Source organism: Alcaligenes sp. SMD-FA (assembly GCF_025960365.1).
GTDB classification, from domain to species: domain Bacteria; phylum Pseudomonadota; class Gammaproteobacteria; order Burkholderiales; family Burkholderiaceae_B; genus Alcaligenes; species Alcaligenes aquatilis.
In genome coordinates this window covers 3,970,958-3,994,137 of sequence record NZ_CP110108.1, presented here as the reverse complement: position 1 = coordinate 3,994,137, position 23,180 = coordinate 3,970,958, and the positions used below count along the sequence as shown (strand labels likewise).

Below are 23,180 nucleotides of genomic sequence, written 5' to 3'. Positions count from 1 at the left end.
GATCTGGCAATGCGTTACAACGCTGAGGTGATGTTCTCCGTTGTGGGCGCAGCACAGGATCTTACGGAGGCCGACGTGCGTGGTAAAAAAACTCTAACGGTAAGTTCGCTGCTGACAGCGCTTGTGCTGGCTCAGCCAGTTCATGCGCAGGAAAACAGCTTGAGCTTCAAAGACAGTATCGAGCGGGCAATTATGTCCAACCCCGAACTTGGCGCTCGCTTTCAAGACTTCCAGTCTGCGTTGGAAGGGCAGAATGTCAGCCGTGGTGCGTTATTGCCTGAAGTCAATGCCGAAGGATGGGTAGGTCGGGAGTGGCGTGGTAGCACATCCAGTGCATCGTCTGTGAACTGGTCTCGCAGTGGCTATAGCTTGCAGTTACGCCAGTTGATTTTTGATGGTTTCTCGTCGATTAATCAGGTGCGTCAGTTGGGCTACGAAAAACTGGCCACCTACTATGATTTGTTGGCTTCCGTAGATTCCTTGGCGCTGGAGGCGGCGAATGCTCATATTGACGTGCTGCGCTACCGCGAAATGGAAAAGTTGGCGCGTGAAAATTACAATCTGCACTTGAATATCCTGAAGCAGATCGAGGAGCGCTCCAGCTCGGGCGTCGGGCGTGGTGTTGATCTGGAACAGGCATATGGCCGCCAGTCTTTGGCACAAAGTAACGTTATGACCGAGGCCGGGAACTTGAATGACGTTTTGCAGCGCTATCGTCGTATCGTCGGGGTAGCGGCTCCTGAGGTGTTGCAGCCTGCTCCTTCCTTGAGCGAATCCCTGCCCACAAAAACCAGCGATTTCTTGCCTTCTTTGCGCAACAGTCCTTCCATTTTGGCTAAACAGGCTCTGTATCAAGCGGCCGAGTTTGGCAAGCATGTGGCTCAAGGGCGTATGTCCCCAAAACTTGAGTTCCGTGCGGCAACAGGTAAAGATAAAAATGATCCACCCGGATCGTCTTACCGTGATGCCCAAAACTCCAACGTGCAGTTAGTGCTGTCCTATAACCTGTTCCGGGGTGGGGCAGATATGGCGCGCATTCGTCAGACCACTGCCCAGCAGTATGCCGCGCGGGATGTTCGCGACTATACATGCCGCAACGTGCAACAGGACTTGTCCGTAGCGTGGAACAACGTTCAACGTTTGCGTGCCCAGTTGCCTTTCCTGCAACAACATGAGCTGGCTACGTCTAAAGTTCGTGTGGCCTATATGCAGCAATTTCAGATTGGCCAGCGTTCCTTGCTGGACTTGTTGGATACTGAAAACGAATTGTTTGATGCCCGTCGTGCGTTGGCCAATGCCACCTATGACCTGCAACAGGCCGAGTACAGCTGGTTGATGCTGTCGCACCGTCTGGTATCAGCAGTTGGTTTGGCGCAGCCCTACTCGGAGCAACCGGACGAAGCCGCCAAACTGGATTTCCCCGAAGAGGCCTTTCAGGCATGTATGGCACCTGTACCGGATACCAGCAATCTGACTCCGATAACAGTTGACTATCGTGACGATATGGCTCCGCCGGTCTTGCGTGAAAAAACAGCTGGGCTGAACTAATTGGTTTTGCTTGAGCGTACTTGAAGGTTAGGGGGCTATATGAGTCCAGAAGAAGAGGGCTATAAACAAGAGCTGTCAGTCTCGGATGCCAGTTTTATTCGGGTTCTGGAAGACTTGATTGACGCCTTGATTGCGAATGGCGTTCTTCGCATGACTGATTTGCCCCCTGAAGCCTTGGCTAAATTAAACGAGCGCAAACAAACCCGTCAGCGCCTGCGAGATTCGCTGGATTTGATTAATGACGACGAACCACTCATCTGAAAATCCAACACCACAGAGCGAGACATTCAGTATCCCGCCTCATCTGACTCATGATGATCCGTTACTGAATTGTTTGGTAGAGATTACCCGTATTCACGGCAATCCATGTACGGCCCAGCATCTGTCTACGGGTCTGCCCTTGCAGAAGGGACGCCTGACGCCCGCTCTTTTGAGTCGGGCTGCAGCGCGTGGGCATTGCACCTCGCGTATTTGGCGCCGTTCGTTTGCCGAACTCAATCCCAATCTGTTGCCAGCCATTTTGCTGCTGAACGATAGTCGGGCTTGTGTGTTGTTGGGCTTCGAGGATGATCGTGCTCTTGTGCATTTTCCAGAAAGCGGCAGCCCCAGTGAAATTGACCTGGAGCAGTTGCAGGAGCTGTATTCTGGCCTGCTCGCGGTTGTACAACCTGACTTTCGGGTCGAGGTGCGAGCAACAGAGGGTATAACGCCCCTGAAAGGCAAGCATTGGTTTTGGGCGACCGTATCGCAAAACTGGAAGTTATATCGGGATGCGCTCGGAGCGGCGTTTCTGATTAACGTGTTTGCCTTGGCGATCCCCTTGTACACCATGAATGTGTATGACCGCGTGGTGCCTAACAATGCGATAGAAACGTTGTGGGTACTGTCTATAGGGATTGGTTTGGTGCTCGTGCTGAACCTTCTGTTGACCAGCGTACGCGCGTATGTGGTTGATGCGGCCAGTAAGCGGGTTGATATTCAGTTATCAGCACGGATTATGGAGCGGGTATTGGATTTGCGCATGGAGAATCGGCCGCCTTCGGTGGGCTCTTTTGCCGCCAATTTGCGCTCGTTTGAGTCTGTGCGCGATTTTATTGCCTCGGCCAGTCTGACAACGCTGGTCGATTTGCCATTTGTCGTCCTGTTTCTTGCGGTACTGGCCTGGATATCGCCTTGGATGTTAATCCCGCCGGTCGTGGCTATCATCATTATTCTTGCCGTGTCCTGGTTTGCCCAGGCTCGGATGGAGCGGTTGACCAAGCAAACATTTCAAGCGGCTGCACAGCGCAATGCAGGCCTGGTGGAGTCCTTGGCTGGGCTTGAAACCTTGAAGGTATTGAATGCGCAGAGCAATGCCCAGCGCGCTTGGGAGCAGTCTACAGAGTACCTGGCTCGACAAGGGGCCAGAATCAAGATGACTTCGGCTGTAACGGTAAGCACCGTGCAGATGTTGACCCAAGTGGTCACGATTTGCGTGATTATCATCGGTGTATATCTGATTCAGGACGCGCAGTTGTCGATGGGGGGCATTATTGCTTCCTCCATGATTGCGGGCCGTTGTCTTGCCCCATTTGGGCAAGTGGCCGGGCTGATGATGCAATATCAGAATGCGCGTACGTCGCTGGATTCGATTGGTACGTATATGGAGTTGCCGGTCGAACACCCTGATGATCGCAATTTTGTGCCTCGGCCTTATCTTGAAGGTGCCATCGAGTTCCGTGGTGTTAGTTTCGCGTATCCCGGTGCAACTCAGAATGTGATCAATCAGCTTAGTTTTTCCCTCAAGGCAGGGGAGAAAGTGGCCATTATCGGGCGTATAGGTTCAGGTAAGACCACGTTGTCCAAGTTAATTCTGGGCTTGTATAAACCGACCTCGGGCACGATTGTGTTAGACGGTATCGATAATCAGCAGATTGACCCAGCTGATGTGCGTCGTTCTATGGGCTATGTCTCACAAGATCCGATGCTGTTTTATGGCACCTTGAAACATAATCTGACGATGGGTTCGCCCTACGTTACGGATGATCAGATGTTGGCTGCCGCCAAGTTGGCGGGTGTGGATGATTTTGCTCGTCGGCACCCAGATGGCTACGACATGATGATCGGCGAGCGTGGTGATTCGCTCTCTGGCGGTCAGCGTCAAGCGGTTGCGGTGGCCCGGGCCTTGATGGGAAACCCCTCTATTCTGTTGCTCGATGAGCCTAGCAGCAACATGGACAATCAAAGCGAATCCGCTTTGCGCAATAGTTTGCGCACTGAATGTGAAGGCAAAACGGTGGTGCTGGTCACGCATCGTACAGCGCTACTGGACTTGGTTGATCGCTTGATTGTCATGGATATGGGGCGAATTGTGGCCGATGGTCCCAAGGAGCAGGTCATTACAGCATTGCGTAGTGGGCAGATTGGCAAGGCCCGGAGCGCGACATGACGAAAAAAAGTTTGTTTTCCCGGATACGGGCAAGGCTGAAGGCCGATGCTGGGCCTGCACCAAGCCGAAGTGTTCTCAAAAATGCAGCTTGGACGGCACGTCAGCAAGAGGTTCGCGGTTCGCGTTTGTTGATCTGGTTGACGCTGTTGGCAATTTGCGTGCTGATTGTTTGGGCAAGTCTGGCCAACATTGACGAGGTTGTGCGTGGAGAAGGGAAGGTGGTGCCTTCTCGGCAGGTACAGATCATACAAAGCCTCGATGGTGGTGTTGTTGAGGAAATTCTTGTCAGGCCCGGGCAATCCGTTGAGCAGGGCGAGGTGCTATTGCGCATTGATCCCACGCGAGCATCGTCTTCCTTGGGTGAGAATGAGGCAGAGTCCTTGTCGTTGTTGGCCAAGGCGGCCCGGCTTGAGGCCATTGCGGCTGATCAAGCCCTGGATATGCCTGCCGAGGTTGTGGAAAAGGCGCCGGATCTTGCTGAAATGGAGCGTCGCGTCTGGCAAGCTCGTACCGAGGAGCTGCGCTCCAATATCTCTGTCGCTCAGGAGCAACTGCATCAACGCCAGCAAGAGCTACGAGAAACGCAGGCCAATCGGGATCAGGCGGCATCGAGCTGTGGCCTGACATCGCAAGAATTGAAAATGACGCGGCCTTTGCTGAAAAGCGGGGCTGTTTCTGAAGTGGATTTGTTGCGCTTACAGCGCGATGTAGCGCGTTATTGCGGAGAACAACGAGCCGCTACGGCGCAAATAAGCAGGATCGAGGCCTCCATACAAGAGGCGCAGAACAAGATCGGTGATGTTGAAATTACATTCCGTAACCAGGCTCGTACAGAGCTGGCAGAAACTCGCGCCAAATTGGCTTCTTTAGAGCAAGGGCAGCGCGCATTGGCGGATCGTGTCCGATTGGCTGAAGTGCGCTCGCCAGTACGTGGGACGATTAAAACTCTTGCCGCTAATACGGTGGGGGGGGTTGTGCAACCTGGTAAGGATATTTTGGAGATCGTGCCGACTGATGACTCCTTGTTGTTGGAGGTGCGTATCCATCCGCGTGACATCGGATTTCTTCACCCGGGTCAATCTGCTGAAGTTAAGTTTACTGCCTATGACTTTGCGATTTACGGCGGTCTTGCCGGGGTGTTGGAGCAAACCAGTGCCGATACGATTACCGATGAAAAGGGTAATTCATTTTATATAGCCAAAGTGCGCACTGATACCGTTTACGTGGGTGATGATAATCGGCCTATTTTGCCTGGCATGGTGGCAGAGGTTCATATCCTCACGGGTAAACGCACTGTCATGCAGTATTTACTCAAACCCATTCTCAGGGCCCGCTCTAACGCCTTTACAGAGCGTTAAAGCGGCAGGGGTGGCCTGTACGGGGGGAGTAGTGCTGACGATAGAGGATAAATAATCCCACGTCAGCCTCAGAGCTGATGGCTTTTTAGCTCGTGTTACCAGTAAGGGAAAAGCGGTATGCGACAAGTAAATTCGGTTTTATTTCTGACGAACGATGAAGCCTTGTGGCAGCATTGGAGTCACCAGAATTCCGTAACCTACTTGCCTGCCCGAGGGCGAGGTATGGAGGATTTGTTACGGTGGAAACAGCAACATCGTGAGCTTGTCGTCATGGACAGTGCGCTTGCGTTATGGAATCACCCGCAATGGGTACAGGCAGTAAAAGGGATGAAGGTGGTGGTCGCCAGCCCTCGGCCTGTCGACTCTGAAGGGCAAGCCGTATTGGCGTTGGGCGCCCGAGCTTATATTCACGCGTACAGCTCGTCGGCTCTGCTGGAGCAAGTGTTGGAGCACGTGGCCTCGGGTCAGGTTTGGGTGGGAGAGTCTTTGCTGAGTCGCCTGCTCAGTGACGTGACTCGTCACTTGGAAATTCGCACGGGTTGGGAAAGCAACTTGACCAGCCGTGAAATCGAGGTGGCGCAACGCGCCTCGTTGGGGCACTCCAATCAATTGATTGCCCAGGATCTTGGCATTACTGAACGAACAGTGCGTGCCCACCTTCAAGCTATTTTTGAAAAGCTTGGTGTAACTGATCGTTTAATGTTGGCGCTAAAAGTACACGGCATTTCATAAGCCTGTTTGGGCCGTCCAGTCCTGCATTGTCAACTTGCGTAAAGAATCGCAAGTAAAGCGGCGAACTGGCGGCAGCGCCAATATCACATAGCAGATCAACTCGCTATTCTCATACCAAAGAAAGCCAATTTCAGATGGTCGCATTGCGACGGTCTTTTTTAGGAATCAGACAATTATGGCACTGGATACTGTTTTAGTGACACGCGTTGAAGGTACAGCATGGATGCGTACCAGCGATGGCTCAAAAGTAGCGCTCAAAGAGGGAATGCGTGTTCCCGTAAACGCTGAGATCACTACCGAAACAGGCGCATTTGTCGAGCTCGAGATTCCTGGCGGGCCGCCTATGACCATTTCCGATAATCGGGAATTCTTGCTGAGTGACGATATTGCCCAGACGGATGTCGATCCTGCTGTGGCCGTTCTGACCAATCCTGATGATCCAGCGATTGCTGCAGTACTGGCAGCACTGGAAGCGGGTAATGACCCATTTGAACAGTTAGATCCTACCGCTGCTGTGCTGACGGGTGGCGGAGAGGGCGGAAGTAGTTTTGTGCGTTTGGTCAGTATTGTTGAGACAACCCGACCATTAGCCCTGGAGTATCCCAAACCAGGCGTATTAGGCACAGAATTGCCTCGTTTTAGCGGTGGTGGTGGCGATGAGACGGACCCAACTCTCGTTGCTGGCACATCGACTGTGACATTGGAAACACCAGAGCGAGTCACGGAAGGCGAGCCATTTGAAATCATTGCGCGCGTCGATAACCCAGTTACTGGGCAAGATCTGATCATCACGCTGACCAATGGCAGCACTATTACGATTCCGGTTGGCAGTACGGAAGGCCGGGTGCTTGTTGATAATCCTTATCCAGATGATGCTTACACACAAGGCGATCGTCCCGAGGATATTGGTATCAGCACGACAACGGGCGGTAACTACGAGAATCTGGATACGAGCAGTACATCCAGCAGCACCATCACGGACGATGATGATGCTACAAAAATTACTTTGGAAGGCCCCGATACGGTTGTAGAAGGTGAGGACATCACCATTACCGCAACAGTTGAAAATCCTCCGCAAGGCGGAGACTTGGTGATTAAACTGACTAATGGTCAGGAAATTATCATCAAAGAAGGTGAGACTAGCGGTTCTGTCACGTATCCAGCTCGTCCTGATGATGGGACGGTGCAAGGCAATATCCCGGAAAATGTCGGGATTGAGAGCAGCACGGGCGGCAACTACGAGAAGGTTGAGTACGGCGATCCGGTAACGACTACCGTTGAAGATAACGATGTACCTGCGATTACTGTGTCCGACACGGTCATCAGTGAGGGAGGTTCGGGTACCTTCAACGTGAATTTTGGTAAACCAGTCGACAACGAGACCACGGTTACGCTGCAATTGGGGCATGGCTCCACGGACGATGGCGATATAGCTCTTGATCAGCCCCCTGTTGTGCAATTGCCCAATGGTGATACGGTGCCTGTCACACAAAATAGTGATGGCACATACAGTTTCACACTGCCTCCCGGTGTCACTGACGTCACGGTAACTGTAGATACTAAAGACGATGATGTTTTTGAAGGTGAAGAAGACTTCACCTTGACTGTTACGCAAGAAGGCGAGACACAGAACGGTACCCCTGTTGATAAAGTCCAGGGTGAAGGTACAGGCACAATTGTTGATGATGGCCGCGAAGTGCCGGTTGATCCTACCGATCCAACAGGTCCAACCGAGCCCGCCAATAATGACATTCCTAGTTTGGCTGTTAATAACCCTGTTCTGAGCGAGGGTAGTGACGCTGTTTTTGTGGTTGATTTAAGCAATCAAGTAAAAACAAACACGACGCTGGAACTCCAGCTTAACGAGGGCAGTGCAGGCTTTGGCGATCTGTGGACCGATGGTGAGCCCCGTACCGTTCAGGTGCAGGTAGGCAATGGCGTGGTGCAGACCGTGACCGTTGATGCCGATGGCAAGTTCAGCGTGGATGTGCCTGCTGGCGAGACCCAGATTACCGTTACCGTCCCCACTGTGGATGATGCCGTTTTTGAAGGCGAAGAGCAGTTCACTCTGGATGCAGAGCTGACGGGTACTGTGGGTGATGTGGAGTTGAGGGATGTAACGGGCGAAGGTACTGCCACGATTACAGATAGCAACACCGGTGAGCCTGGTGCGGACGTACCGGTTCTGACGGTGGATGACGCCGGTAACGTGAACGAAGGCGAGAACGCCACGTTTAACGTGAGCCTGGACAAGGCGGTCGATGCCGACACGACCCTGACCTTCACCCTGGGTGGTGAGATCGAGGACGGCGACATTGGTGAGCCCACGGTGACGATTGGTGGTCAAGATGTGACCGTGACCAAGAACGCCGATGGCAGCTACAGCGTGACGGTGCCCGCTGGCACGACCGATGGCATTGTGGTGACGGTGCCCACGACCGACGACGATGTGTTCGAAGGCAATGAGGACTTCACGCTGGAAGCCACACTGACGGGTCAAACCGCCAGTGGCACGGATCTGCCTGGCGGTATTACCGACAGCGGTGATGCCACGATTGTGGATGGTGATCCAAACAACCCCGGTGCGGACGTACCGGTTCTGACGGTGGACGATGCCGGTAACGTGAACGAAGGCGAGAACGCCACGTTTAACGTGAGCCTGGACAAGGCGGTCGATGCCGACACGACCCTGACCTTCACCTTGGGTGGTGAGATCGAGGACGGCGACATTGGTGAGCCTACCGTCACCATCAACGGTCAAGATGTGACCGTGACCAAGAACGCCGATGGCAGCTACAGCGTGACGGTGCCCGCTGGTACGACCGATGGCATTGTGGTGACGGTGCCCACGACCGACGACGATGTGTTCGAAGGCAATGAGGACTTCACGCTGGAAGCCACACTGACGGGTCAAACCGCCAGTGGCACGGATCTGCCTGGCGGTATTACCGCTAGCGGTGATGCCACGATTGTGGATGGTGATCCAAACAACCCCGGTGCGGACGTTCCAGTTCTGACGGTGGACGATGCCGGTAACGTGAACGAAGGCGAGAACGCCACGTTCAACGTGAGCCTGGACAAGGCCGTTGATGCCGACACGACCCTGACCTTCACCTTGGGTGGTGAGATCGAGGACGGCGACATTGGTGAGCCTACGGTGACGATTGGTGGTCAGGATGTGACGGTCACCAAGAACGCTGATGGCAGCTACAGCGTGACGGTGCCCGCTGGCACGACCGATGGCATTGTGGTGACGGTGCCCACGACCGACGACAATGTGTTCGAAGGCAATGAGGACTTCACCCTGGAAGCCACACTGACGGGTCAAACCGCCAGTGGCACGGATCTGCCCACCGGTATTACTGACAGTGGTAATGCCACGATTGTGGATACCGAATCGACTGATCCAACCAACCCGAACCCCGGTGCGGACGTTCCAGTTCTGACGGTGGACGATGCCGGTAATGTGAACGAAGGCGAGAACGCCACGTTCAACGTGAGCCTGGACAAGGCCGTTGATGCCGACACGACCCTGACCTTCACCTTGGGTGGTGAGATCGAGGACGGCGACATTGGTGAGCCTACTGTCACCATCAACGGTCAAGATGTGACCGTGACCAAGAACGCTGATGGCAGCTACAGCGTGACGGTGCCCGCTGGTACGACCGATGGCATTGTGGTGACGGTGCCCACGACCGACGACAATGTGTTCGAAGGCAATGAGGACTTCACCCTGGAAGCCACACTGACGGGTCAAACCGCCAGTGGCACGGATCTGCCCACCGGTATTACTGACAGTGGTAATGCCACGATTGTGGATACCGAATCGACCGATCCAACCAACCCGAACCCCGGTGCGGACGTACCAGTTCTGACGGTGGATGACGCCGGTAACGTGAACGAAGGCGAGAACGCCACGTTTAACGTGAGCCTGGACAAGGCGGTCGATGCCGACACGACCCTGACCTTCACCCTGGGTGGTGAGATCGAGGACGGCGACATTGGTGAGCCTACGGTCACCATCAACGGTCAGGATGTGACCGTGACCAAGAACGCCGATGGTAGCTACAGCGTGACGGTGCCCGCTGGTACGACCAATGGCATTGTGGTGACGGTGCCCACGACCGACGACGATGTGTTCGAAGGCAATGAGGACTTCACGCTGGAAGCCACACTGACGGGTCAAACCGCCAGCGGCACGGATCTGCCTAGCGGTATTACCGACAGCGGTAATGCCACGATTGTGGATGGTGATCCAAACAACCCCGGTGCGGACGTACCGGTTCTGACAGTGGATGACGCCGGTAACGTGAACGAAGGCGAGAACGCCACGTTCAACGTAAGCCTGGACAAGGCGGTTGATGCCGACACGACCCTGACCTTCACCTTGGGTGGTGAGATCGAGGACGGCGACATTGGTGAGCCTACGGTGACGATTGGTGGTCAGGATGTGACGGTCACCAAGAACGCCGATGGCAGCTACAGCGTGACGGTGCCCGCTGGCACGACCGATGGCATTGTGGTGACGGTGCCCACGACCGACGACGATGTGTTCGAAGGCAATGAGGACTTCACCCTGGAAGCCACGCTGACGGGTCAAACCGCCAGTGGCACGGATCTGCCCACCGGTATTACTGACAGTGGTAATGCCACGATTGTGGATACCGAATCGACTGATCCAACCAACCCGAACCCCGGTGCGGACGTACCGGTTCTGACGGTGGATGACGCCGGTAATGTGAACGAAGGCGAGAACGCCACGTTCAACGTGAGCCTGGACAAGGCGGTCGATGCCGACACGACCCTGACCTTCACCTTGGGTGGTGAGATCGAGGACGGCGACATTGGTGAGCCTACTGTCACCATCAACGGTCAAGATGTGACCGTGACCAAGAACGCCGATGGCAGCTACAGCGTGACAGTGCCCGCTGGCACGACCGATGGCATTGTGGTGACGGTGCCCACGACCGACGACGATGTGTTCGAAGGTAATGAGGACTTCACGCTGGAAGCCACACTGACGGGGCAAACCGCCAGTGGCACGGACTTGCCTGCCGGTATTACCGACAGCGGTGATGCCACGATTGTGGATACCGAATCGACTGATCCAACCAACCCGAACCCCGGTGCGGACGTTCCGGTTCTGACGGTGGATGATGCCGGTAACGTGAACGAAGGCGAGAACGCCACGTTCAACGTGAGCCTGGACAAGGCGGTCGATGCCGACACGACCCTGACCTTCACCTTGGGTGGTGAGATCGAGGACGGCGACATTGGTGAGCCTACTGTCACCATCAACGGTCAAGATGTGACCGTGACCAAGAACGCCGATGGCAGCTACAGCGTGACGGTGCCCGCTGGCACGACCGATGGCATTGTGGTGACGGTGCCCACGACCGACGACGATGTGTTCGAAGGTAATGAGGACTTCACGCTGGACGCCACACTGACGGGTCAAACCGCCAGCGGTACGGATCTGCCTGGCGGTATTACCGATAGCGGTGATGCCACGATTGTGGACAGCGATCCAAACAACCCCGGTGCGGACGTACCGGTTCTGACGGTGGATGACGCCGGTAACGTGAACGAAGGCGAGAACGCCACGTTTAACGTGAGCCTGGACAAGGCGGTCGATGCCGACACGACCCTGACCTTCACCCTGGGTGGTGAGATCGAGGACGGCGACATTGGTGAGCCTACGGTCACCATCAACGGTCAGGATGTGACCGTGACCAAGAACGCCGATGGTAGCTACAGCGTGACGGTGCCCGCTGGTACGACCAATGGCATTGTGGTGACGGTGCCCACGACCGACGACGATGTGTTCGAAGGCAATGAGGACTTCACGCTGGAAGCCACACTGACGGGTCAAACCGCCAGCGGCACGGATCTGCCTAGCGGTATTACCGACAGCGGTAATGCCACGATTGTGGATGGTGATCCAAACAACCCCGGTGCGGACGTACCGGTTCTGACAGTGGATGACGCCGGTAACGTGAACGAAGGCGAGAACGCCACGTTCAACGTAAGCCTGGACAAGGCGGTTGATGCCGACACGACCCTGACCTTCACCTTGGGTGGTGAGATCGAGGACGGCGACATTGGTGAGCCTACGGTGACGATTGGTGGTCAGGATGTGACGGTCACCAAGAACGCCGATGGCAGCTACAGCGTGACGGTGCCCGCTGGCACGACCGATGGCATTGTGGTGACGGTGCCCACGACCGACGACGATGTGTTCGAAGGCAATGAGGACTTCACCCTGGAAGCCACGCTGACGGGTCAAACCGCCAGTGGCACGGATCTGCCCACCGGTATTACTGACAGTGGTAATGCCACGATTGTGGATACCGAATCGACTGATCCAACCAACCCGAACCCCGGTGCGGACGTACCGGTTCTGACGGTGGATGACGCCGGTAATGTGAACGAAGGCGAGAACGCCACGTTCAACGTGAGCCTGGACAAGGCGGTCGATGCCGACACGACCCTGACCTTCACCTTGGGTGGTGAGATCGAGGACGGCGACATTGGTGAGCCTACTGTCACCATCAACGGTCAAGATGTGACCGTGACCAAGAACGCCGATGGCAGCTACAGCGTGACAGTGCCCGCTGGCACGACCGATGGCATTGTGGTGACGGTGCCCACGACCGACGACGATGTGTTCGAAGATAATGAGGACTTCACGCTGGAAGCCACACTGACGGGGCAAACCGCCAGTGGCACGGATCTGCCTGGCGGTATTACCGACAGCGGTGATGCCACGATTGTGGATACCGAATCGACCGATCCAACCAACCCGAACCCCGGTGCGGACGTACCGGTTCTGACGGTGGATGATGCCGGTAACGTGAACGAAGGCGAGAACGCCACGTTCAACGTAAGCCTGGACAAGGCGGTTGATGCCGACACGACCCTGACCTTCACCTTGGGTGGTGAGATCGAGGACGGCGACATTGGTGAGCCTACGGTGACGATTGGTGGTCAGGATGTGACGGTCACCAAGAACGCCGATGGCAGCTACAGCGTGACGGTGCCCGCTGGCACGACCGATGGCATTGTGGTGACGGTGCCCACGACCGACGACGATGTGTTCGAAGGCAATGAGGACTTCACCCTGGAAGCCACGCTGACGGGTCAAACCGCCAGTGGCACGGATCTGCCCACCGGTATTACTGACAGTGGTAATGCCACGATTGTGGATACCGAATCGACTGATCCAACCAACCCGAACCCCGGTGCGGACGTACCGGTTCTGACGGTGGATGACGCCGGTAATGTGAACGAAGGCGAGAACGCCACGTTCAACGTGAGCCTGGACAAGGCGGTCGATGCCGACACGACCCTGACCTTCACCTTGGGTGGTGAGATCGAGGACGGCGACATTGGTGAGCCTACTGTCACCATCAACGGTCAAGATGTGACCGTGACCAAGAACGCCGATGGCAGCTACAGCGTGACAGTGCCCGCTGGCACGACCGATGGCATTGTGGTGACGGTGCCCACGACCGACGACGATGTGTTCGAAGGTAATGAGGACTTCACGCTGGAAGCCACACTGACGGGGCAAACCGCCAGTGGCACGGACTTGCCTGCCGGTATTACCGACAGCGGTAACGCCACGATTGTGGATACCGAATCGACCGATCCAACCAACCCGAACCCCGGCGCGGACGTACCCGTTCTGACGGTGGATGACGCCGGTAACGTGAACGAAGGCGAGAACGCCACGTTTAACGTGAGCCTGGATAAGGCGGTCGATGCTGACACGACCCTGACCTTCACCTTGGGTGGTGAGATCGAGGACGGCGACATTGGTGAGCCTACTGTCACCATCAACGGTCAAGATGTGACCGTGACCAAGAACGCCGATGGCAGCTACAGCGTGACGGTGCCCGCTGGCACGACCGATGGCATTGTGGTGACGGTGCCCACGACCGACGACGATGTGTTCGAAGGTAATGAGGACTTCACGCTGGACGCCACACTGACGGGTCAAACCGCCAGCGGTACGGACTTGCCTGCCGGTATTACCGACAGCGGTAACGCCACGATTGTGGATGGTGACGGTGGTAATGTTCCAGTCCTGACGGTGGATGATGCCGGTAACGTGAACGAAGGCGAGAACGCCACGTTTAACGTGAGCCTGGACAAGGCGGTTGATGCCGACACGACCCTGACCTTCACCCTGGGTGGTGAGATCGAGGCCGACGACATTGGTGAGCCTACTGTCACCATCAACGGTCAAGATGTGACGGTCACTAAGAACGCCGATGGCAGCTACAGCGTGACGGTGCCCGCTGGCACGACCGATGGCATTGTGGTGACGGTGCCCACGACCGACGACAATGTGTTCGAAGGTAATGAGGACTTCACGCTGGAAGCCACGCTGACGGGTCAAACCGCCAGTGGCACGGATCTGCCTGGCGGTATTACCGACAGCGGTGATGCCACGATTGTGGATGGTGATCCAAACAACCCTGGTGCGGACGTTCCTGTCTTGACGGTGGATGACGCCGGTAACGTGAACGAAGGCGAGAACGCCACGTTTAACGTGAGCCTGGACAAGGCGGTCGATGCCGACACGACCCTGACCTTCACCCTGGGTGGTGAGATCGAGGACGGCGACATTGGTGAGCCTACGGTCACCATCAACGGTCAGGATGTGACCGTGACCAAGAACGCCGATGGTAGCTACAGCGTGACGGTGCCCGCTGGTACGACCAATGGCATTGTGGTGACGGTGCCCACGACCGACGACGATGTGTTCGAAGGCAATGAGGACTTCACGCTGGAAGCCACACTGACGGGTCAAACCGCCAGCGGCACGGATCTGCCTAGCGGTATTACCGACAGCGGTAATGCCACGATTGTGGATGGTGATCCAAACAACCCCGGTGCGGACGTACCGGTTCTGACAGTGGATGACGCCGGTAACGTGAACGAAGGCGAGAACGCCACGTTCAACGTAAGCCTGGACAAGGCGGTTGATGCCGACACGACCCTGACCTTCACCTTGGGTGGTGAGATCGAGGACGGCGACATTGGTGAGCCTACGGTGACGATTGGTGGCCAAGATGTGACGGTCACCAAGAACGCCGATGGCAGCTACAGCGTGACGGTGCCCGCTGGCACGACCGATGGCATTGTGGTGACGGTGCCCACGACCGACGACGATGTGTTCGAAGGTAATGAGGACTTCACCCTGGAAGCCACGCTGACGGGTCAAACCGCCAGTGGCACGGATCTGCCCACCGGTATTACCGACAGCGGTAACGCCACGATTGTGGATACCGAGTCGACCGATCCAACCAACCCGAACCCCGGTGCGGACGTACCAGTTCTGACGGTGGACGACGCCGGTAACGTGAACGAAGGCGAGAACGCCACGTTCAACGTGAGCCTGGACAAGGCCGTTGATGCCGACACGACCCTGACCTTCACCTTGGGTGGTGAGATCGAGGACGGCGACATTGGTGAGCCTACGGTGACGATTGGTGGCCAAGATGTGACCGTGACCAAGAACGCTGATGGCAGTTACAGCGTGACGGTGCCCGCTGGCACGACCGATGGCATTGTGGTGACGGTGCCCACGACCGACGACAATGTGTTCGAAGGTAATGAGGACTTCACGCTGGAAGCCACACTGACGGGTCAAACCGCCAGTGGCACGGATCTGCCTGGCGGTATTACCGACAGCGGTGATGCCACGATTGTGGATACCGAATCGACCGATCCAACCAACCCGAACCCCGGTGCGGACGTTCCAGTCCTGACGGTGGACGATGCCGGTAACGTGAACGAAGGCGAGAACGCCACGTTTAACGTGAGCCTGGATAAGGCGGTCGATGCCGACACGACCCTGACCTTCACCTTGGGTGGTGAGATCGAGGACGGCGACATTGGTGAGCCTACTGTCACCATCAACGGTCAAGATGTGACCGTGACCAAGAACGCCGATGGCAGCTACAGCGTGACGGTGCCCGCTGGCACGACCGATGGCATTGTGGTGACGGTGCCCACGACCGACGACAATGTGTTCGAAGGTAATGAGGACTTCACGCTGGAAGCCACACTGACGGGTCAAACCGCCAGTGGCACGGATCTGCCTGGCGGTATTACCGACAGCGGTGATGCCACGATTGTGGATGGTGATCCAAACAACCCCGGTGCGGACGTACCGGTTCTGACGGTGGATGATGCCGGTAACGTGAACGAAGGCGAGAACGCCACGTTTAACGTGAGTCTGGACAAGGCGGTCGATGCCGACACGACCCTGACCTTCACCTTGGGTGGTGAGATCGAGGACGGCGACATTGGTGAGCCTACGGTGACGATTGGTGGCCAAGATGTGACGGTCACCAAGAACGCCGATGGCAGCTACAGCGTGACGGTGCCCGCTGGCACGACCGATGGCATTGTGGTGACGGTGCCCACGACCGACGACGATGTGTTCGAAGGTAATGAGGACTTCACGCTGGACGCCACACTGACGGGTCAAACCGCCAGCGGCACGGACTTGCCTGCCGGTATCACCGACAGCGGTAACGCCACGATTGTGGATACCGAATCGACCGATCCAACCAACCCGAACCCCGGTGCGGACGTACCAGTTCTGACGGTGGACGATGCCGGTAACGTGAACGAAGGCGAGAACGCCACGTTTAACGTGAGCCTGGACAAGGCGGTCGATGCCGACACGACCCTGACCTTCACCCTGGGTGGTGAGATCGAGGACGGCGACATTGGTGAGCCTACGGTGACGATTGGTGGTCAGGATGTGACGGTCACCAAGAACGCCGATGGCAGCTACAGCGTGACGGTGCCCGCTGGCACGACCGATGGCATTGTGGTGACGGTGCCCACGACCGACGACGATGTGTTCGAAGGCAATGAGGACTTCACGCTGGAAGCCACACTGACGGGTCAAACCGCCAGTGGCACGGATCTGCCTAGCGGTATTACCGACAGCGGTGATGCCACGATTGTGGACAGCGATCCAAACAACCCCGGTGCGGACGTACCGGTTCTGACGGTGGACGATGCCGGTAACGTGAACGAAGGTGAGAACGCCACGTTTAACGTGAGCCTGGACAAGGCGGTTGATGCCGACACGACCCTGACCTTCACCTTGGGTGGTGAGATCGAGGACGGCGACATTGGTGAGCCTACGGTGACGATTGGTGGCCAAGATGTGACCGTGACCAAGAACGCTGATGGCAGTTACAGCGTGACGGTGCCCGCTGGCACGACCGATGGCATTGTGGTGACGGTGCCCACGACCGACGACAATGTGTTCGAAGGCAATGAGGACTTCACCCTGGAAGCCACACTGACGGGTCAAACCGCCAGTGGCACGGACTTGCCTGCCGGTATTACTGACAGCGGTGATGCCACGATTGTGGATACCGAATCGACTGATCCAACCAACCCGAACCCCGGTGCGGACGTACCAGTTCTGACGGTGGACGATGCCGGTAACGTGAACGAAGGCGAGAACGCCACGTTCAACGTGAGCCTGGACAAGGCGGTCGATGCCGACACGACCCTGACCTTCACCTTGGGTGGTGAGATCGAGGACGGCGACATTGGTGAGCCTACGGTGACGATTGGTGGCCAAGATGTGACCGTGACCAAGAACGCCGATGGCAGCTACAGCGTGACGGTGCCCGCTGGCACGACCGATGGCATTGTGGTGACGGTGCCCACGACCGACGACGATGTGTTCGAAGGTAATGAGGACTTCACGCTGGACGCCACACTGACGGGTCAAACCGCCAGCGGTACGGATCTGCCTGGCGGTATTACCGATAGCGGTGATGCCACGATTGTGGACAGCGATCCAAACAACCCCGGTGCGGACGTACCGGTTCTGACGGTGGATGACGCCGGTAACGTGAACGAAGGCGAGAACGCCACGTTTAACGTGAGCCTGGACAAGGCGGTCGATGCCGACACGACCCTGACCTTCACCTTGGGTGGTGAGATCGAGGACGGCGACATTGGTGAGCCTACTGTCACCATCAACGGTCAAGATGTGACCGTGACCAAGAACGCCGATGGCAGCTACAGCGTGACGGTGCCCGCTGGCACGACCGATGGCATTGTGGTGACGGTGCCCACGACCGACGACGATGTGTTCGAAGGCAATGAGGACTTCACGCTGGAAGCCACGCTGACGGGTCAAACCGCCAGTGGCACGGATCTGCCTAGCGGTATTACCGACAGCGGTGATGCCACGATTGTGGATGGTGATCCAAACAACCCCGGTGCGGACGTACCGGTTCTGACGGTGGATGACGCCGGTAACGTGAACGAAGGCGAGAACGCCACGTTTAACGTGAGCCTGGACAAGGCGGTTGATGCCGACACGACCCTGACCTTCACCTTGGGTGGTGAGATCGAGGACGGCGACATTGGTGAGCCCACGGTGACGATTGGTGGCCAAGATGTGACGGTCACCAAGAACGCCGATGGCAGCTACAGCGTGACGGTGCCTGCTGGCACGACCGATGGCATTGTGGTGACGGTGCCCACGACCGACGACGATGTGTTCGAAGGTAATGAGGACTTCACGCTGGAAGCCACACTGACGGGTCAAACCGCCAGTGGCACGGACTTGCCTGCCGGTATCACCGACAGCGGTAACGCCACGATTGTGGATACCGAATCGACCGATCCAACCAACCCGAACCCCGGTGCGGACGTTCCTGTCCTGACGGTGGATGACGCCGGTAATGTGAACGAAGGCGAGAACGCCACGTTCAACGTGAGCCTGGACAAGGCCGTTGATGCCGACACGACCCTGACCTTCACCTTGGGTGGTGAGATCGAGGACGGCGACATTGGTGAGCCTACGGTGACGATTGGTGGCCAAGATGTGACCGTGACCAAGAACGCCGATGGCAGTTACAGCGTGACGGTGCCCGCTGGCACGACCGATGGCATTGTGGTGACGGTGCCCACGACCGACGACGATGTGTTCGAAGGCAATGAGGACTTCACGCTGGAAGCCACACTGACGGGTCAAACCGCCAGCGGCACGGATCTGCCTAGCGGTATTACCGACAGCGGTAATGCCACGATTGTGGATGGTGATCCAAACAACCCCGGTGCGGACGTACCGGTTCTGACAGTGGATGACGCCGGTAACGTGAACGAAGGCGAGAACGCCACGTTCAACGTAAGCCTGGACAAGGCGGTCGATGCCGACACGACCCTGACCTTCACCTTGGGTGGTGAGATCGAGGACGGCGACATTGGTGAGCCTACGGTCACCATCAACGGTCAGGATGTGACGGTCACCAAGAACGCTGATGGCAGCTACAGCGTGACGGTGCCCGCTGGTACGACCGATGGCATTGTGGTGACGGTGCCCACGACCGACGACGATGTGTTCGAAGGCAATGAGGACTTCACGCTGGAAGCCACACTGACGGGTCAAACCGCCAGTGGCACGGATCTGCCTGGCGGTATTACCGATAGCGGTGATGCCACGATTGTGGATACCGAATCGACCGATCCAACTAACCCGAACCCCGGTGCGGACGTTCCGGTTCTGACGGTGGATGATGCCGGTAACGTGAACGAAGGCGAGAACGCCACGTTTAACGTGAGCCTGGATAAGGCGGTCGATGCCGACACGACCCTGACCTTCACCTTGGGTGGTGAGATCGAGGACGGCGACATTGGTGAGCCTACTGTCACCATCAACGGTCAAGATGTGACCGTGACCAAGAACGCCGATGGCAGCTACAGCGTGACGGTGCCCGCTGGCACGACCGATGGCATTGTGGTGACGGTGCCCACGACCGACGACGATGTGTTCGAAGGCAATGAGGACTTCACGCTGGAAGCCACACTGACGGGTCAAACCGCCAGTGGCACGGATCTGCCCACCGGTATTACTGACAGTGGTAATGCCACGATTGTGGATACCGAATCGACCGATCCAACCAACCCGAACCCCGGTGCGGACGTTCCAGTCCTGACGGTGGACGATGCCGGTAACGTGAACGAAGGCGAGAACGCCACGTTTAACGTGAGCCTGGATAAGGCGGTCGATGCCGACACGACCCTGACCTTCACCTTGGGTGGTGAGATCGAGGACGGCGACATTGGTGAGCCTACTGTCACCATCAACGGTCAAGATGTGACCGTGACCAAGAACGCCGATGGCAGCTACAGCGTGACGGTGCCCGCTGGCACGACCGATGGCATTGTGGTGACGGTGCCCACGACCGACGACAATGTGTTCGAAGGTAATGAGGACTTCACCCTGGAAGCCACACTGACGGGTCAAACCGCCAGTGGCACGGATCTGCCTGGCGGTATTACCGACAGCGGTGATGCCACGATTGTGGATATGAGTGAAGTCTTTGCGATCATCTCTGTAGATAGCGCTAGCGTATCTGAGGGTGGAGAGCTGCGTTATACCGTGCAGTTAGTCGATGGTGCGGGCAATGCGGTCACAGTGCCAGCAGGTCAAAGTATCGATGTGACTCTTGATTGGAGTGGCGCTGCCGCCAATGCGGGCGATACCGGCACCTTGCCTGATAGTGTGACTATTCAGGGCGGGACGTCCGAAACAGAATTTACTGTTAATACGGTAGATGACGTTTACAAAGAGCCTAATGAGGGCTTGCAGGTAGAGATTACGGGCGTTGTAGATGCTAATGATGCGTTTGATCATCTGTCTGTGGGTACTCAGGATTCTGCAAGTACCGTCATTGTGGATGACTTTGACCCAACGTCGGTCAGTATTAAGGCAACGGTTACCAAGACTTCGACCATTGATGTGGGCAATGTTGGTGACACTGGCAGCTTTACCGTGACAGCCACCGATAAAAATGGTCAGACTACTAATGTCTCTACAGTGACAGGTACGGACCATGATGGCTTTGGTGTGTCTGGACAGGCTGGAAATGGCGACGACAAAGAGCTTGGCTATGGTGAGACACTCACGGTTGAATTCAACAATGAGGTCAAGTCCTTTGATGTTCAGTTTGCCTGGAGAGCCAATTCTGAAAAAGCGAAGGTTGAGTTCTTTGATGCCGCGGGTAACTCAGTGGGCTGGGCCATCATTTCTGGTGGTGGTTCCAACACCCAAGCCTTGGTTACGTATTACGACGCGAATGGTGATGTGACTAAGACCGAACGGGTAGCCGGCGGCTCAGACAAAGTCGATTTGGCATACACGTTTGAGCCAGGCAGTGGTCAGAACTTTACGAAAGCAGAGTTCACAGCTCCCGGCGCTACCGATGACTATCTGGTGCATTCCATTTCCTACAAAGAGGTGGTCAATGATGATGCAACCAGTATTCCTGGCATGGAATCCGAGGTTGTGTTTGATATCGAGACCTCGAACCCGCCTGATCCTAGCAAGTATGACTTTGAGACTACCTTCCCGACGGCAACGGTAGAAATCGACGGTCAGACGTACGAGGTAACGCTGGACAGAAATGGCAAAGGTTCGGTGACGGTGACCACCGATGGCACTAAAGATCTGACTGCCAAGGTAGTAGCGGTGGACGGAAACTTTGAGGATGTCCAGGTTCCTGTCAGCCTCACGCTGCACCACGGTGAAGTCTATGATGGTGACAACAGTGGTGGCACGCTGCAGGGCAGTCAGGGTGATGACATTATTCTGGCTGACGTCGGTGGCACGGTTACGACTGTTGAACCCGGTAAGAATTACAACATTGCGTTGGTGGTGGATACGTCCGGCAGTATGGGGTCCGCATCCGGTACTCCTGGTTTGACACGTATGCAGTTGGCTATCAATGCCTTGAAGAATTTGGCCGAGGACTTGAAGGACCACGATGGCATTGTGAATGTGGTGTTGGTTGATTTTGCCAAAACAGCTACCTCAGTAGTGAAGCTGGATAATCTCACCACAGATAATGTGCATATTTTGATTAATGCCCTTAACAATCTGAGCGCGTATGAGGGTACGAACTATGAAGCTGCCTTTAATGAAACCGTGAAATGGTTTAATGAACAAGCGGCTAAGCAGACTTCTGGTCTCCAGTTTGAGAATCTGACTTATTTCCTGACCGACGGCAATCCAACGTATTACATGGATGGTCAGCAGGTCAAAGGAAGTGGTAGCTCGACAACTGGTACGATCATGGAGGAGTCGATCGACGCGTTTGCGGCTTTAAGCGATTTGAGCGCTGTGCATGGTATCGGTATTGGCAGCGGTGTGGCCCAAGATTATCTGCAGTTCTTCGATGACACATCCTCTGTCGGTGATAAAGAGGTTTGGGTGCAAGAAGGTAGGTGGTCCTGGCAAGGAAGTTGGGTGTACGGCCCTGCCGGCACACCTGACATCGTGCATACCGCTGAAGACTTGGCTGCTGCCTTGCAGGGTGGTTCGAGCAGCAGCGAGTTGCTGGATGTGGGCGATGACACTGTATTGGGTGGTGACGGTAACGACATCATCTTTGGTGATGCGATTAATACCGATGGTGATGTCTTGCCATGGCATGAAATCCCAGGTGGTCGTCCTGCTGACTTGCCCGATGGAGCCGGCTTGAAGGCGCTGGAGGTATTCCTTGAACTCAAGAATGGGTCTGCTCCAAGCAACACCGACTTGTACGCCTACATCAAGGGAAATCACGAAGCCTTCAATGTGGCTGGTGACACCCGTGGTGGTAATGACACCCTGGATGGCGGTAGTGGTAACGACATCTTGTATGGTCAGGGTGGTAACGACACATTGATCGGTGGTGCTGGTGACGACATCCTGTTCGGTGGTGCTGGCAATGACACCTTCCAGTGGAATGCCGGAGACCAGGGTAGTGTTGCCAAGCCTGCTGTAGATCGTGTGATGGACTTTGGTGCGGCTGGTGAAGACACCTTGGACATTAGCGATCTGTTAAGTGGTTATGACGGTAGCGATGCCAACCTGAGCAAGTACTTGTCCGTAAAAGAGTCCGACAGTGGCAAGATGGAAATCGGTATCAGCTCTCAAGGCAATAGCCAGTTTGATCAGAAGATCATTTTGGAAAATATCGACTTTGATGCGGAAAAAGCAATTCAGATTGCTAACTCGCTTAAAGACGGCACCTTAAAGAGCAGTGATTTCTAAATTGTGTATTCACTGAGCG

6 protein-coding genes are annotated in these 23,180 nt (G+C 56.0%); all 6 read left to right on the top strand.

Annotation, left to right across the window (positions count from 1 at the left end; genetic code table 11):
* The first annotated feature begins 9 nt into the window (after positions 1–9).
* The 6 genes from OKX01_RS18390 to OKX01_RS18365 all read left to right on the top strand — a co-directional run bounded on the left by OKX01_RS18390 (position 10) and on the right by OKX01_RS18365 (position 23,161).
* Complete coding sequence (locus OKX01_RS18390) at positions 10–1,548, top strand: TolC family outer membrane protein (protein ID WP_230019571.1); 1,539 nt, start codon at positions 10–12, stop codon at positions 1,546–1,548.
* A gap of 39 nt (positions 1,549–1,587) precedes the next feature.
* The gene (locus tag OKX01_RS18385; RefSeq protein ID WP_094198149.1) at positions 1,588–1,809 is read left to right on the top strand and encodes a hypothetical protein; all 222 of its coding nucleotides are present in this window, start codon (positions 1,588–1,590) and stop codon (positions 1,807–1,809) included.
* Positions 1,787–3,976: a type I secretion system permease/ATPase gene (locus OKX01_RS18380; protein WP_094198148.1), complete on the top strand. Its 2,190-nt coding sequence runs from the start codon at positions 1,787–1,789 to the stop codon at positions 3,974–3,976. The genes OKX01_RS18385 and OKX01_RS18380 overlap by 23 nt, the downstream gene beginning before the upstream one ends.
* The gene (locus OKX01_RS18375; protein WP_249460571.1) at positions 3,973–5,334 is read left to right on the top strand and encodes an HlyD family type I secretion periplasmic adaptor subunit; all 1,362 of its coding nucleotides are present in this window, start codon (positions 3,973–3,975) and stop codon (positions 5,332–5,334) included. Before OKX01_RS18380 ends, OKX01_RS18375 begins: the two co-directional genes overlap by 4 nt.
* A gap of 117 nt (positions 5,335–5,451) precedes the next feature.
* The gene (locus OKX01_RS18370; protein ID WP_108728324.1) at positions 5,452–6,066 is read left to right on the top strand and encodes a response regulator transcription factor; all 615 of its coding nucleotides are present in this window, start codon (positions 5,452–5,454) and stop codon (positions 6,064–6,066) included.
* 175 nt (positions 6,067–6,241) lie between these two features.
* Positions 6,242–23,161 carry an immunoglobulin-like domain-containing protein gene (locus OKX01_RS18365; protein WP_264672228.1) on the top strand — a complete coding sequence of 5,640 codons (16,920 nt, stop codon included), beginning with the start codon at positions 6,242–6,244 and terminating at the stop codon, positions 23,159–23,161.
* Positions 23,162–23,180: the final 19 nt, after the last annotated feature.